The sequence below is a fragment of the Methylobacterium sp. E-046 genome (assembly GCF_022829625.1).
In the GTDB taxonomy this organism is placed as follows: Bacteria; Pseudomonadota; Alphaproteobacteria; order Rhizobiales; family Beijerinckiaceae; genus Methylobacterium; species Methylobacterium longum.
Genome location: NZ_JAKSYP010000085.1, coordinates 1 through 14,288, shown reverse-complemented (window position 1 = coordinate 14,288; position 14,288 = coordinate 1). Strand labels below are relative to the sequence as shown.

The following is a 14,288-nucleotide window of genomic DNA, read 5'->3' as shown; positions in this document are numbered from 1 at the left end:
GTTTCAAGACGCGATGTCCGATCTCACCGTCGAGATGGTTCAGCGCGGTCGCGGCCCCTCGACGGAAGAGGCGGCGCGCCGCCGCGGGGTCGCCCGCGAGATCCGCTCGGCCCGTGAGAAGCTGACCTCGCAGACCGGCCTGGAGCGGGCCTTCGACTACGAGCTGCTGCGCCACTACGCCGAGCACCGGACCGGGGCGGGGATCCCGCTGGTCCTGTTCGCGGGGGTCCTCGCCCTGGCCGCGACCGTCTGGATCACGCCGCCGGTGGCGGCGGTCTGGGCCCTCGGCGTGGTCCTGATGATCTCGCTCAACACCACCTTGAGCCGCCGCTTCCTGCGCGCCGACCCGGCGACGAGCCCGCTCGCCCGGTGGCGCCGCCGCTTCCTGATCGGCGAGGTGCTCCAGAGCCTGTCGTGGTCGGCCATGATCGGGCTGGGCGCCACCGGGGGGTGGACCTTCGCGCTGTTCGGACTCGTCATCGCCTCCGCGGTCACCACCATGCTGGCCGCCACGGTGCCGCTGGCGGCCATCGCCGCCCTGGTCCCGCTGGCGCTGGCCACGGCCTCGCTCTCCGCCTTCCCGGGCGAGATGAACGCGCTGATGCTCGTGGCCATGGCCGGCGGCGCGCAGCTCTTCTTCCTCGGCCTGTCCCGCCGCCTCTACGCCTCCACGGTGGGTGCCCTGCGCTCCCGCGCCGAGAAGGACGCGGTGTTCGGCGAGCTGGAACAGGCCAAGGCCAATTCCGACGAGGCCCGCCGGCGGGCCGAGGAGGCGAACCTCGCCAAGTCGCGCTTCCTCGCCACCATGAGCCACGAGCTGCGCACGCCGCTCAACGCCATCCTGGGCTTCTCGGAGGTGATGAAGAACGAGGTGTTCGGCACCCACACGGCGCCCTCCTACCGGGAATACTCGAACGACATCCACGACAGCGGGATGCACCTCCTGAACCTGATCAACGAGATCCTCGACCTCTCCCGCATCGAGGCCGGGCGCTACGAGCTCAACGAGGAGGCGGTGCAGCTCGCCCATATCGTGGAGGAGTGCCGCCACATGATGGGCCTGCGCGCCAAGGCGAAGAACCAGACCTTCCACGGCCTCGTCGACGATTCGCTGCCGCGGCTCTGGGCGGACGAGCGGGCGCTGCGCCAGATCGTGCTCAACCTCCTGTCGAACGCCGTGAAGTTCACGCCGCCCGAAGGCGAGATCTGGCTGAAGGTCGGCTGGACCGCCTCGGGCGGGCAGTACGTGTCGGTGAAGGACAGCGGCCCCGGGATCCCGGAGGACGAACTCGGCACGGTCCTGTCCTCCTTCGGCCGCGGCTCCCTGGCGATCAAGACCGCCGAGCAGGGCTCAGGCCTGGGGCTTCCGATCGTCAAGGGCTTGGTCGAGCTGCACGGCGGGCGGTTCAAGCTGACCTCGAAGCCCCGGGAGGGCACCGAGGTGGTGGTGACGCTACCGGCCACCCGGGTGATGGACACGCTGCCGGCGGTCGAGGTCGACGAGGAGCTGGTGCCGGCCCGGGGCTCCTTCGACCGGGCGGCGTGACGGCGGATCCCCGGGGAAGCGCGGTGCGCCACCGGCACGCGCCCGCCCTCCCCGCGGCGAGCCGGGACGCTCACGCGTCGGGCGCCGCGGTCAGCGCGGGCGCATCGGGTAGGGTGTACCTCCGCCGGCCCCTGCGGAGGGGGCGGGCGCGCGAACGCGGCGCCCGCGTTACAGCCCGCTCAGGGCGCGCACCCGGGCCCACTCGGCCTCGGTTACGGGCTGAACGGACAGGCGGGAATTGTTCACCAGCACCATGTCGGCGAGCGCCGGATCGGCCTTGATCGCGTCGAGCGTCACCGGCCGCGGCAGCGCCTGCACGGCCCGCACGTCGACCATGCCGAAGCGGCCGGTCTCGTCGGTGTGATCGGGGTAGTAGGGCCGGATCACCGCCACGATGCCGACCACCGCCTTGCCCTCGTTCGAGTGGTAGAAGAAGCCCCGCTCGCCCACCGTCATGGCCATGAGCTGCTTCTTGGCGAGGTGGTTGCGCACGCCGTTCCAGAACGTCCCGGCCTCGCCGGCCGCAACCTGCTGATCCCACGACCAGGTCGCGGGCTCCGATTTGAACAGCCAGTACGCCATCGCTGAGACCCCCGGGGCCGCCCGGACCCGGCGGCGCGCCCGCCATAGCGCAGCTTCGCCCCCGAGGGACAGGCCGCGGAGACGGCCCCGGACCAAGCCCCGGCATCGGCACCGGCACGCGGGGCGGCCGAACCCTATTAAGCAAGATCAAGCCCAGTCGTTGTTTGGATATTAAATTCTATCACAGAACATAGACCCTCATACGTCTCCTTGCGGAAGCCCATTGTCCACATGTTGACCGTCATCGGTTGCTTCGTCGGCGATCACAACGTCTGGCTGGTAGCGCTGGCGGGGCTCGTCTGCGCGCTGGCGAGCGCCACCGCGATGGAGCTTCTGACCCATGCCGTCCGGGCCGGCGGCCGCAGCCGCTTCACGTGGCTGGCGGTCGCGGCGGCTGCGGGCGGATCCGGCATCTGGGCGACGCACTTCCTGGCGATGCTCGCCTTCGAGCCGGGACTGCCCTCCGGCTACGGCCTCGGCCTGACCCTTCTGTCCTACGCGGACGCCGTCGCGATCACCGGACTCGGCTTCGCCCTCGCCACGACCGGCGGCCGGGTCCGGGCGGCGATCGGGGGCGCGGTCGCGGGCGGCGGCATCGCCGCGATGCACTACACCGGCATGGCCGCCTACCAAGTGCCGGGCCACCTCCTCTGGAACCCCGCGCTGGTCGTCGTCTCGGTGGGCCTCGGGGCTGCGCTCGGGGCCGCCGCCCTTGTGGTCGGGCTGTCCTCCGACGGGGTCCGGGGCCGCTGCCTCGGCGCCGCCCTGCTGATCCTGGCGATCTGCGGCCATCACTTCACCGGCATGGGCGCGGTGACCCTCCTGCCCGATCCGGCCGTCACGATCCCGGAGAGCGCGATCCGGACCGATTGGCTCGCCGCCGCCGTGGCCGTGGCGAGCTGCCTGATCCTGCTCATGGCCGGGGCCGCCCTCCTGATCGACCTGCGCGAGCGCCGGCGCGCCGCGTTCGAGCGCGAGCGCCTGCTCAGCCTCGCCAACGCGGCCGTGGAGGGGCTGGTGGTGTGCCGCGCCGGACAGATCGTCAGCGCCAACGAGGCCTTCGCCCGGCTGGCCGGCGCCGAAGCGGCCAGCCTGGCGGGAACGGGCCTCGCCGCGTACCTCCCGGGCCTCGTGGCCGGGTCGGGAACGCCCGACCAGCCCCTGGAGGCCGAGCTCGTCCAGGTGGGCGGCACCACCATCCCGGTGGAGGTGATCATGCGCCCGGTGGCCGAGTACGGCCGCCAGCCGCACCACGCCGTGGCGGTGCGCGACCTGCGCGCTCGGCGCCGGGCCGAGAGCGAGATCCACTACCTCGCCCACCACGACGCGCTCACGGGGCTGGCCAACCGCACGAGCTTCCACGCCCGCCTGGAGCGGGCGATGCGCGCCGCTGACGGCCAGGGCACCCGGCTCGCCGTGCTGTGCCTCGACCTCGACCGGTTCAAGGAGGTCAACGACCTGTTCGGCCACGCGGCCGGCGACGCGATGCTGCGCGACCTCGCCCTGCGGGTCGGCGGCCTGCTCGACGGCAACCAGCTGATGGCGCGGCTCGGCGGCGACGAGTTCGCCATCCTGACGCCGCAGGGTCCGGGATCCGCGGACGGGACCGCCGAGCGGCTGGCCGAGCGGATCCTGACGACCCTGGCGGCGGTGCCGGCGGCCTCCGGCCCGGTGATCGCCACCAGCATCGGCATCGCGGTCTATCCCGACGACGCCCCGGACCAGCGCGCCCTCCTGAGCTACGCCGACGCCGCCCTGTACCGGGCCAAGAACGAGGGGCGCGGCACCTGCCGCCGCTACGACGCCAGCATGGGCGCGCAGATCCGCGACCGGCGGATGCTGGAGCACGACCTGCGCCACGCGGTGGCCAGGAGCGAGCTCCATCTCGTCTACCAGCCGCAGACCCAGATCGGGACCGGCGCGGTGACGGGATTCGAGGCGCTGCTGCGCTGGGTCCATCCGGCGCGCGGCACGATCTCGCCGGCCGTGTTCGTGCCGATCGCCGAGGAAACCGGGGCCATCCTGGAGATCGGCGCCTGGGTGCTGCGGGAGGCCTGCCGCACGGCCGCCGGCTGGACCCAGCCCCTGGCGATCGCCGTCAACGTCTCGGCGGTGCAGCTCCACAACCCGCACTTCGTGCAGTTCGTCCACGGCACCCTGTTCGAGACCGGCCTGAAGGCCGACCGCCTGGAGATCGAGATCACCGAGACCGCGCTGATCCGGGATCCGGGCCGGGCGCTACTCACCCTGCGCCAGCTCAAGGCCCTGGGCGTCCAGATCGCCATGGACGATTTCGGAACCGGCTATTCCTCGCTCTCGAACCTGCGCTCCTTCCCGTTCGACCGGATCAAGATCGACGGCTCGTTCATCAAGGCGGTCCACACCAACCCCCAGGGAGCCGCGATCGTGCGCTCGGTGCTGGGCCTGGGCCGCGGCCTCGGGCTCTCCGTGGTGGCCGAGGGTGTCGAGACGGCCGACGAGCTGTCCTTCCTGGCCCAGGAGAACTGCACCTCCGCCCAGGGATACCTGCTGGGTCGCCCCGCCCCGATCGAGCGCTTCGCCGCCCATACCCACGGCGCCCAGGTCCAGGGCGCCCAGAGCCAGGGCGCCCAGCCGGGTCGGACGGCCGCGGTGGCGTGAGCGACCGGGGCCCGCCAGACGCCTAATCGGTCTCGCCGCGCAGCGGCCGGGCCAGCAGCCCCGCGACCACGTCGTCGACCCCGGCCGCGCCTGCCACGATCGCCGCGACGGCCTGCGCCACCGGCATCTCGACCCCCTTCGCGGCGGCGAGGCCCGCCAGCGCCGCCGCGGTGAACGCGCCCTCGGCGAGCTTGCCGCCGGCGGCCTCGTCCGGGCTCGCCCCGGCGCCGAGCCGCTGGCCGAAGGCGAAGTTGCGCGATTGCGGCGAGGAGGCGGTCAGCACGAGGTCGCCGAGGCCCGAGAGCCCCATCAGCGTCTCGGCCCGGCCCCCGAAGGTGCGGGCGAAGCGCATCAGCTCCGCGAAGGCCCGGGCGATCAGCGCCGCCCGGGCGCTGTCGCCGAGGCCCCGCCCGGCCACGATGCCGCACGCGATGGCCAGCACGTTCTTGCCGGCGCCGCCGATCTCGACGCCGCGCACGTCGTCGGTGTGATAGAGCCGGAAGCTCGGACCGGACAGCAGGCCGCTCAGCGACGCGGCGAGGCCGGGATCGGAAGCCGCCAGGGTCACCGCGGTGGGCAGGCCCCGGGCGACGTCGGCCGCGAAGCTCGGACCCGACAGGACGGCGACGGGCGTTCCCGGCGGCAGGGTCTCCGCGGCGACCGCGCTCATGAAGCTGTCGCTGCCGCGCTCGATCCCCTTGGCGCAGAGGATCACCGGACCGGCCGTGGCCAGGGGGTCGCGCAGAGTCTCCAGCACGCCGCGCACGGTCTGGGCGGGCACGACCAGCAGGGTCGCCCGGGCGTCGGCGAGCCTGTGCGGATCGGCGGTCGCCGCGATGCCCGGATGCAGCGGGACGCCCGGCAGGTAGCGCGGGTTCTCGCGGTCCGCCTGGAGGGCGGCCGCAGCCGTCGCGTCGCGCAGCCAGAGGGTCACGGGGTGGCCGGCCCCGGCGGCGGCGTTGGCCAGCGCCGTCCCCCAGGCCCCGCCGCCGACGACGTTGATCGCGGTCTCAGCGCTCATGCCGCTTCCTCCCTGTCCGCGCCGTCGAGCCGGTAGAGCACGTGTTCGCGCAGCGGCCCCTCCGGCACGGCCGGATGCGGAAACGTCCCGGACGGCGCCATGCCGAGGCGCTCCATCACGGCCCGCGACCGGACGTTGCCGACCGCCGTGAAAGCCACGACGGCGCGGATGCCGCAGCGCCCGGCGAGATCGGCCAGGGCCAGCCGCGCGGCACGGGTGGCGAGGCCCCGCCCCCAGGCCTCCCGCGCCAGGCGCCAAGCCAGCTCGACCGTACTGCCCGGCCGGTCGCCGCCCGGGAAGGGCAGGGGCCGCAGGATCCGCATCGCGCCCGCGAAGCCGACGAACCGGCCGTCATGCTCCAGCGCCCAGGGGCCGAACCCGTCCGCCACGAAGCGCCGGTCGAGGAGACCGGCCTCGGCGGCGCTCTCGGCCCCGGTCCGGGGGCGCGGGAAATGGGCCATCACCGCCGGGTCGGCGTTGAGCGCCGCGAACGGCGCCGCGTCCTCCGGCCGCCAGCGGCGCAGGATCAGGCCCCCGTCTCGGATGGCGGGCACCGGGGCGGGCGGGATCTTGCCGCGCCACGCGAGCGACCGCCGGTTCAGGAGCGCGAGATCCGCGTGGCCGGCCAGCACCGCCTCGCCGAGCGCGATCGCCGTCTCGAGCTGATCGAGGGGCAGGGTGGCGTGGGCGGGCGGGCGCACCTGGTCGCGCCAGGGACCGCCGCAGGCGTGGTCCAGGAGGATGCGGCCGAAGCAGTGATCGAGCCGCACCGGCCAGTCCGGCCGGGCGGCCTCGGGCAGGCGCCGCTCCACCAAGTCGCGCCAGTGCGCGCGCCGCGCCGCCGCGCTCATCCGGCCGGCACCGCCGCGCGGTCCGGGGCGGCCGCCAGCGGCCAGCGGGGCCGGGCGGGCGCGGTGAGATCATCCACCAGCCCGAGGCGCAGGCGCTCCAGCCCGGCCCAGGCGATCATCGCGCCGTTGTCGCCGCAGAGCGGCAGGGGCGGCGCCACGAAGCTCAGGCCCGCCTCGCCGGCCAGCGCGGCCAGCGCCCGCCGGACGGCACCGTTGGCGGCCACGCCCCCCGCCGCCACCAGGGCGGTCGGCCGCCCGGCCGCGTCCGAGAAGGCCCGCAGGGCGACTCGGGTGCGGTCCACCACCACGTCGACCACGGCAGCCTGGAAGCTCGCGCAGAGGTCGGCGACGTCGCGCTCGGCCAGCGGTGCGATCTTCTCGGCCTCGATCCGCAGGGCGGTCTTGAGGCCCGAGAGGGAGAAGTCGGCCTCGCGGCGGCCGAGCATCGGCCGGGGCAGGGCGAAGCGCTCGGGGTCGCCGGCCTCGGCCATGCGCTCGACCTCGGGGCCGCCCGGATAGCCGAGGCCGAGGAGCTTGGCGGCCTTGTCGAAGGCCTCGCCGATGGCGTCGTCGATGGTGGAGCCGAGGCGCACGTAGTCGCCGACGCCGCGCACGGCGACGAGCTGGGTGTGGCCGCCCGAGACCAGCAGCAAGAGGTAGGGGAAGGCGATGCCGTCGGTGAGCCGCGCCGTGAGGGCGTGCGCCTCCAGGTGGTTGACGGCGAGCAGGGGCTTGCGGGTCACGAGCGCCAGGGTCTTGGCGGTGACGAGACCCACCAGCACGCCGCCGATCAGCCCCGGTCCGGCCGCCACCGCGATGCCGTCGAGGTCGCGGAACCCGGTTCCGGCCCGTTCGAGGGCGCGGGCGATCAGCCGGTCGAGCACCTCCACGTGGGCGCGGGCGGCGATCTCCGGCACGACGCCGCCGTACGCGGCGTGCTCGGCGATCTGGCTCAGCACCTCGTTGGAGCGGATCTGGCCGATGCCGTCCGCGTCGACCGACACCACGGCGGCCGCGGTCTCGTCGCAGGTGGTCTCGATGCCGAGGACGGTCTTCTGCACGGGCGGAACTCCTTGTCGGGACCACATTCTATCCGCCGACGGTCGCGGCGCGAAGGCAGAGAGGAGGCGGCGTCGAGGAGGCGTCGAGGAGCCGGTGCGCGGCGTCGGGGGCCTATCCCGGTCGCCCCCTGAGGGCCGGAGCGCGGCCTCGGAGGAGGCCTCCGGAGCGCGCGGGGAGCGCACGGGGGAGCGCCTTTGGAACGCCCTTGGAGCGCGCCACGATCGCGCGGCCGGAGGGCGCCTTCGCGGCGGCTCCGCCGCGCCGCGGGATGAGGGGACCGGATGGGATGTCCCCGCCCGCCCCGGGCAGCCGGCCCGTGAACCCCGCCGCCTCAGTCGACCGCGACCATCACGTCGGAGGCCTTGATCACCGCGTAGGCGGGGCCGCCCGCGACGAGCTTGAGGGCTTCGACCGCCTCGTTGGTGATCGAGGCGGTGACCACCTGGCCGGGGCTGACCTCGATCTTGACGTGGGACGTCGTGGCCCCCTTGTCCACCGAGACGACGGTTCCCTTGAGGACGTTGCGCGCGCTGATCTTCATGATGATCCGCCAAGCTTCCCTGGGCCGCACCGGGCGACCTCGGGCGGGTCTCCTACAGCATGGCGGCGCCCGGCGCGACCACCTCAGCGCGGATCGTCCTCCGGCTCGTCGGCCTCGACGGCGGCCTCCTCGGGGATCGGCGCGGCGCCCCAGGCGGCGAGGGCGGCGTTGAGATCGTCGAGGACGAAGTGGCGGGCGCTGTCCCGGTCGTACCCGTCGGCCAGCAGGTCGTCGTAATCGGTGAAGACGTGGCGCGCGTAGGCCACGAGGGCGAGGCGCGCCGCGGTCTCGGGCGCGGCCCGGCGCAGGCCCGGGCTCGCCAGCGCCCGGTCGAGGGCGGCGTCGGCCTCGAAGGCCGGCAGGCGCGGGGCGAGGCGGGCCAGCGCATCGGCGACGGCCTCGCGGCGGTTCGGGGGCGGGCCGCTCACCGGGGGGGCGCCGAGGCCGCGGCGGTCCCGCACACGCACCGCATGATTTCAGGACCGCGATCGGCTAGGGTCGGGCCCGGATGAGGCGGGGCAGGCAATGGGTCCTCGCCGGGGAGATCAGGTCCATGGCAGTTCTTCGTCACGCGCTGATTCTGGGCCTTCTGCTCGGGGCGGCGCCGGCCCTGGCCCAGAGCCCGGCCCCGAATCCGGGCGTCGGCCCATCCCCGTCCACGGCCACGTCTCCGACGGCCTCTCCGTCCGCCCCTCCGGCCGGCGGCCGGCGCATCACCGCCACCGGTCAGACCAAGCCGCCCGGCACCGGCGCGGCGCTCCCCCCCCGCACCGTCAACGAGGCCGAGATGATCAAGGCCCAGAAGGCCGCCGAGGCCCGCTCGAAGGCCTGGGACAGCAAGATGCGCAACACGATGGGCTCGATCTGCCACGGGTGCTGAGGCCTCCGCGCCGTCCCGGTCCCGGGCCGGTACCCTGGAAACACGAAGGGGCCGCCCGAACGGGCAGCCCCTTCATCGACGTCGCCGTCGATGCAAGCTCAGCGGGAGTAGAACTCGATGACGAGGTTCGGCTCCATCTGCACCGGGTAGGGCACCTCGGACAGGCTGGGGATGCGGGTGACGCGGGCGGTCATCTTGGCGTGGTCGGCCTCGATGTAGTCCGGCACGTCGCGCTCGGAGAGCTGGGTCGCCACGATGACGATCTCGAGCTGCCGGGACGATTCCTTGACCTCGATCAGGTCGCCGGCCTTCACCTGATAGCTCGGGATGTTGACGCGGACGCCGTTCACCTTGACGTGCCCGTGGTTGACGAACTGGCGCGCCGCGAACGGGGTCGCGACGAACTTCGCCCGGTAGACCACGGCGTCGAGGCGGCGCTCGAGCAGGCCGACGAGGTTCTCGCCGGAATCGCCGCGCAGGCGGATCGCCTCGGCGTAGTAGCGGCGGAACTGCTTCTCGGTGATGTTGCCGTAGTAGCCCTTGAGCTTCTGCTTGGCGCGCAGCTGCGTGCCGAAGTCGCTCATCTTGCCCTTGCGGCGCTGGCCGTGCTGGCCGGGGCCGTACTCGCGGCGGTTGACGGGGCTCTTCGGGCGGCCCCAGATGTTCTGGCCCATGCGGCGGTCGAGCTTGTGCTTGGCCTGAATCCGCTTCGACATGTTTCGCGTCCTCTCGTGACGAGAATGAGGAACGCGCCCTCCTTTTCCCGGACGTTCAGGTCCGGGACGACAGGGCGGGAGGATCCCGCCCACGGGTGCGCGTGAAAACGCGACGGGGCCCCGTGCGGAGCCCCATCGACGGCCGGGTGTTTAGGGGACGGGGGCGCCGCGGTCAACCATGGGAGGTCGGATGGACGAGCCAGCCACGATCCGGCGCGGCGCGCCCGCGGACGCGATCCGGGCGCTGGTGGCGGCAGCCTACGCCAAGTGGATCCCGGTGATCGGCCGGCTGCCGATCCCGATGCGGGCGGATTACGCGCAGGCGGTGCTCGAGCACCGCTTCGACCTGCTGCCCGTTGGCCCGAACCGCGCAGGCCCAGGTCTCGCAGGTTCGAATCTCGCAGGTTCGGATCTCGCGGGCCTGATCGAGACGAAAGCGGAGGTCGACCACCTGCTGGTCGTCAACGTGGCGGTGCACCCGGCCTTCCAGGGCCGGGGCTTCGGCGTCGCGCTGATGGCGCGGGCGGACGCCCTCGCGGCCGAGGCGGGGCTCGCGCGGCTGCGCCTCTACACCAACAAGAAGTACACGGCGAACCTGCGCCTCTACGGGGCCCTCGGCTACCGGGTGGAGCGGGAGGAGCCCTACGATGGACCGGGCCGGACCCGGGACGACGACGTCACCGTGCACATGGTGAAGGATCTGGCGTGAGGGACCCGGCGTGAGGGACCCGGCGTGAGGGACCTGGCGTCAGGACTTGGCGCAGCGCCCCCACACCCGGCCTTCCTCAGGTCACGACGCTCGGCTCGGCCCGGCCGGTCCGCGGCGCGATCTCGGCGATCGCGCCGGCGGCGGCCGCCACCGGGGCCAGAACCTCGGCCACGGGCCGGTCGAGCCGGTCCGGCGCGTTCTCGTAGCGCTCCAGGTAGACCCGCAGCGTCGCCCCGGCGGTGCCCGTGCCCGAGAGGCGGAACACCGCCCGCGCGTCCTCGGCGAAGCCGATGCGGATGCCCTGGCGCTCGGTGAGCGAGCCGTCCACCGGATCGCGGTAGGCGAACTCGTCGGCCGTCGACACCGTGAGGTCGCCGATCCGCGTGCCCGGCAGCCCGGCGAGCTTCTCGCGCAGCGCGTCCATCAGGCCGTTGGCGGCGTCCGAATCCACCTCCTCGTAGTCGTGGCGGGCGTAGTAGTCGCGTCCGTGGGTGCGCCAATGCGCTCGCACAAGCGCGTCGGCGCGCTCGCCGGTGGCCGCCAGGATGTTGAGCCAGAGCAGCACCGCCCAGAGCCCGTCCTTCTCGCGGACGTGGTTCGAGCCGGTGCCGGCGCTCTCCTCGCCGCAGAGGGTGATGAGGCCCGCATCCAGCAGGTTGCCGAAGAACTTCCAGCCGGTGGGCGTCTCGTAGGCCTTGATGCCGAGGGCGGCCGCGACCCGGTCGGCGGCGCGGCTCGTCGGCATGGAGCGGGCGACCCCCGAGAGCCCGCCCGCGTAGCCCGGTGCCCGATGGGCGTGGGCGGCCAGCAGGGCGAGGCTGTCGCTCGGCGTCACGAACAGCCCCGGGGCCACGATCATGTTGCGGTCGCCGTCGCCATCCGAGGCGGCGCCGAAATCCGGCGCGTCCGGCCCCTGCATCAGGTCGAACAGGTCGTGGCAATGGACCGGATTGGGATCCGGGTGGTGGCCGCCGAAATCCTCCTTCGGGACCGCGTTGACCACCGTGCCGGCGGGCGCGCCCAGCATCCCTTCGAGGATCGCCGTCGCGTAGGGGCCGGTCACCGCGCTCATGGCGTCGAAGCGCATCCGGAAGCCGGAGGCGAACAGGCGCGACACCGCGTCGAAGTCGATGAGCGTGCGCATCAGCTCGGCGTAGTCGGCCACCGGGTCGATCACCGTCACCGTCATGGTGCCGAGGCGGGTGTCGCCGAGCCGGTCGAGGTCGAGGTCCGGGGCCTCCACGAGGCGGTACTCCGTCAGCGCCTTGGCGCGCGCGAAGATCGCGTCGGTGACGGATTCGGGTGCCGGGCCGCCGTTGGCGGCGTTGAACTTGATGCCGAAATCGCCGTCCGGCCCGCCCGGGTTGTGGCTCGCCGACAGGACGATGCCGCCGAGCGCCTTCGATTTCCGGATCACGCAGGAGGCGGCCGGCGTCGAGAGCAGGCCGCCGCGCCCGACCAGGACCCGGCCGAAGCCGTTGCCGGCGGCGAGGCGCAGGGTCTTCTGCACGACCTCGCGGTTGAGGAACCGGCCGTCGCCGCCCAGCACCAGGGTCGCGCCATCCCTGTCGGGCAGGGTGTCGAAGATCGCCTGGACGAAGTTCTCGACGTAGTTCGGCTGCCGGAACACCGGCACCTTCTTGCGCAGGCCGGACGTGCCCGGCTTCTGGTCGGGGAAGGGCGTGGTCGCGACGCGGGTCGGAGTCGTCATGAGCGGGCGTCTCCCGGGATTTCCCGCCTCAATGCCCGTCCGCGGGCGCGGCGTCACCAGCCCCCGGCGACGAGGGCGGGCTTTTTTCACGGGGTTTCCGTCGGATCGGGCGACGGAAGCCGCCTCCTGTCCGCTGGTCCGCGCCGCGGGGCGTTGCGCCGGCCGGCGCCCGCCGGTTCTATCGAACGAGCCGCCCGACAAGGCGGGCCGGAGGACATCATGGCGGACAGACCAATGCGGACGGATCCGAACGGGGCGCGGCCGGGCCGGGGCCTCGCCCGGCGCGAGCTGGTCGGGGCGCTCGCCGCAGGGGCGGCGGTCGCGGCCACGGCATCGGCCACCGCGGCCCCGGCCACCGCGGCCCCGGCCGGCCGGCTGGCGACGGAGGAGTTCCGCCTGCCCTGGAGCGAGCCCGGGGTTGAGATCTACGTGCGCAACAAGCGCCCGGCCGGCACGGACCGGTTCCCGGGGGACCGGATCCTGCTCTACGTGCACGGCTCCACCTACCCGTCCTCGACGGCCTTCGACCTGCCGCTCGGCGGGCTGTCGGCGATGGACTACCTCGCGGGCCTCGGCTTCGACGTGTACTGCGTCGACCTGCCGGGCTACGGCCTGTCCGGGCGCCCGGCCGCCATGGACGCGCCGCCCGCCGACAACCCGCCGCTGATGCGCACGCCGGACGCCGCAAAGGTGGTGGGGCAGGTCGTCGACTTCATCCGGAAGCGGCGCAACGTCGAGAAGATCGACCTGATGGGCTGGTCCTGGGGGACCTCCACCATGGGGCTCTACACCAGCACCCACAACGACACGGTCAACCGCCTCGTCCTCTACGCGCCGCAATGGCTGGCGCGCACGCCCGGCCTGATCGGCGGTGGCGGGCCCGTGGGGGCCTATCGCAGCGTCAGTCGGGACAGCGCCCGGACGCGCTGGCTGACGGGGGTGCCCGAGGACAAGAAGGCCGACCTGATCCCGGCGGGGTGGTTCGAGCAATGGGCCGACGCGACCTTCGCCACGGACCAAGTCGGGGCGAAGCAGTCGCCGCCGGTCCTGCGGGCGCCGAACGGCACGGTCGCCGACAAGGACGCCTACTGGGCGGCGGGCAAGCCGCTCTACGACCCGGGCGAGATCCGCGTGCCGGTGCTGATCATCCACGCCGAGTGGGACGCCGACCTGCCGAGCTACCAGGCGCAGGAATACTTCACCAAGCTGACGCACGCCCCCTACAAGCGCTTCGTCGAGCTGGGAGAGGGCACCCACACGGTGATGATGGAGAAGAACCGCATGCAGTTCCTCCACGAGGTCGGCGCCTTCCTCACGGAGGCGGACCCGCAGGCGCTGAACTAGAGCCGCGCCGAGAGCCACGGTCCACGACACAGGGCGGCCGGGGGCGGTCCTCCAATCCCACGTCCTCATCCCGACTCATCCCGAGAGGCCGCCGCGCGGCCACCTCGGGCCGAGGGGGACGGGCGGAAGCCCCCGATCAGCCTGCCGCAGGGCGGTGTCGTGTAGCGCGCGCTGCACTCGTGTGCTGCACGGATGTGCGCCACGCGGGCGCGGCTCCCGGTCCTTAGTTTCGGCGCCCCCCCGACGGGTCGGCCGCCGGCGGTCGCGGACCGGGTCTTGGATCGGGTCGCGGACCGGATCTTGGACCGGGTCGCGGCCTCAGCGCGTCCCCGAGCCCGGGTCGCCCCCCTGCGGGGGCGCCGCGACGTGGATGAGGTCCCGGATCCGCCCGGCGAGCGCCTCCATGGCGAAGGGCTTCGTCAGCACCTGCATGCCGGGATCGAGCTGCCCGCTTCCCACCGCCGCGTTCTCGGCGTAGCCGGTGATGAACAGGACCTTGAGGCCGGGACGCCGGGCGCGGCCGGCATCGGCGATCTGCCGGCCGTTCATGCCGCCCGGCAGGCCGACATCCGTCACCAGGAGGTCGATGCGCACGTCCGATTGCAGCACCTTCAGCCCGGCGACGCTGTCGGCGGCCTCGATCGCCGTGTAGCCGAGATCCTCCAGCACCTCGGTGACCAGCATC

14 protein-coding genes are annotated in these 14,288 nt (G+C 73.4%); 5 read left to right on the top strand and 9 right to left on the bottom strand.

Annotated elements, in window-relative coordinates; genetic code table 11:
* Positions 1-13 precede the first annotated feature (13 nt).
* Complete coding sequence (locus MKK82_RS06895) at positions 14-1,546, top strand: ATP-binding protein (RefSeq protein ID WP_238290218.1); 1,533 nt, start codon at positions 14-16, stop codon at positions 1,544-1,546.
* A 168-nt stretch (positions 1,547-1,714) separates the two neighbouring features.
* Here MKK82_RS06895 and MKK82_RS06890 read toward each other — a convergent pair whose 3' ends face one another.
* Positions 1,715-2,128: an EVE domain-containing protein gene (locus MKK82_RS06890; RefSeq protein ID WP_243985076.1), complete on the bottom strand. Its 414-nt coding sequence runs from the start codon at positions 2,126-2,128 to the stop codon at positions 1,715-1,717.
* 231 nt (positions 2,129-2,359) lie between these two features.
* Between MKK82_RS06890 and MKK82_RS06885 the strand changes: the two genes are divergently transcribed.
* On the top strand, positions 2,360-4,768 hold the full coding sequence (locus MKK82_RS06885) for an EAL domain-containing protein (RefSeq protein WP_243985074.1): 2,409 nt from the start codon (positions 2,360-2,362) through the stop codon (positions 4,766-4,768).
* Between the two features lie 22 nt (positions 4,769-4,790).
* Here MKK82_RS06885 and MKK82_RS06880 read toward each other — a convergent pair whose 3' ends face one another.
* From MKK82_RS06880 to MKK82_RS06860, 5 genes are all read right to left on the bottom strand, one after another.
* Entirely contained in the window at positions 4,791-5,789 is a 999-nt protein-coding gene (locus MKK82_RS06880; protein ID WP_243985072.1) for an NAD(P)H-dependent glycerol-3-phosphate dehydrogenase, read from the bottom strand.
* Positions 5,786-6,640 carry a GNAT family N-acetyltransferase gene (locus MKK82_RS06875; RefSeq protein ID WP_243985070.1) on the bottom strand — a complete coding sequence of 285 codons (855 nt, stop codon included), beginning with the start codon at positions 6,638-6,640 and terminating at the stop codon, positions 5,786-5,788. The genes MKK82_RS06880 and MKK82_RS06875 overlap by 4 nt, the downstream gene beginning before the upstream one ends.
* Positions 6,637-7,728: a tRNA (adenosine(37)-N6)-threonylcarbamoyltransferase complex transferase subunit TsaD gene (gene tsaD, locus MKK82_RS06870; protein ID WP_238290213.1), complete on the bottom strand. Its 1,092-nt coding sequence runs from the start codon at positions 7,726-7,728 to the stop codon at positions 6,637-6,639. The genes MKK82_RS06875 and tsaD overlap by 4 nt, the downstream gene beginning before the upstream one ends.
* Before the next feature lie 305 nt (positions 7,729-8,033).
* On the bottom strand, positions 8,034-8,243 hold the full coding sequence (locus MKK82_RS06865) for a molybdopterin-binding protein (RefSeq protein ID WP_238290211.1): 210 nt from the start codon (positions 8,241-8,243) through the stop codon (positions 8,034-8,036).
* Positions 8,244-8,326: 83 nt separating this feature from the next.
* Positions 8,327-8,671, bottom strand: coding sequence for a DUF2293 domain-containing protein (locus MKK82_RS06860; RefSeq protein ID WP_238290210.1), 345 nt, complete (start codon positions 8,669-8,671; stop codon positions 8,327-8,329).
* A gap of 125 nt (positions 8,672-8,796) precedes the next feature.
* Between MKK82_RS06860 and MKK82_RS06855 the strand changes: the two genes are divergently transcribed.
* A complete protein-coding gene (locus MKK82_RS06855; protein ID WP_243985068.1) occupies positions 8,797-9,123 on the top strand; it encodes a hypothetical protein in 327 nt (108 codons plus the stop codon).
* Positions 9,124-9,221: 98 nt separating this feature from the next.
* On the opposite strand, the gene rpsD is transcribed toward MKK82_RS06855, so the two are convergent.
* Positions 9,222-9,839: a 30S ribosomal protein S4 gene (gene rpsD / locus MKK82_RS06850; protein ID WP_010686187.1), complete on the bottom strand. Its 618-nt coding sequence runs from the start codon at positions 9,837-9,839 to the stop codon at positions 9,222-9,224.
* Positions 9,840-10,029: 190 nt separating this feature from the next.
* On the opposite strand from rpsD, the gene MKK82_RS06845 reads away from it, so the two are divergent.
* Positions 10,030-10,548 carry a GNAT family N-acetyltransferase gene (locus MKK82_RS06845; RefSeq protein ID WP_243985066.1) on the top strand — a complete coding sequence of 173 codons (519 nt, stop codon included), beginning with the start codon at positions 10,030-10,032 and terminating at the stop codon, positions 10,546-10,548.
* A 76-nt stretch (positions 10,549-10,624) separates the two neighbouring features.
* Here the strand turns inward: MKK82_RS06845 and MKK82_RS06840 are convergent, their stop codons facing one another.
* Positions 10,625-12,259: an alpha-D-glucose phosphate-specific phosphoglucomutase gene (locus tag MKK82_RS06840; protein WP_243985064.1), complete on the bottom strand. Its 1,635-nt coding sequence runs from the start codon at positions 12,257-12,259 to the stop codon at positions 10,625-10,627.
* A gap of 219 nt (positions 12,260-12,478) precedes the next feature.
* Between MKK82_RS06840 and MKK82_RS06835 the strand changes: the two genes are divergently transcribed.
* Positions 12,479-13,603, top strand: coding sequence for an alpha/beta hydrolase (locus MKK82_RS06835; protein ID WP_243985062.1), 1,125 nt, complete (start codon positions 12,479-12,481; stop codon positions 13,601-13,603).
* A 318-nt stretch (positions 13,604-13,921) separates the two neighbouring features.
* Here MKK82_RS06835 and MKK82_RS06830 read toward each other — a convergent pair.
* A partial coding sequence (locus MKK82_RS06830; RefSeq protein ID WP_243985060.1) for a response regulator occupies positions 13,922-14,288 on the bottom strand: 367 nt, incomplete at its 5' end.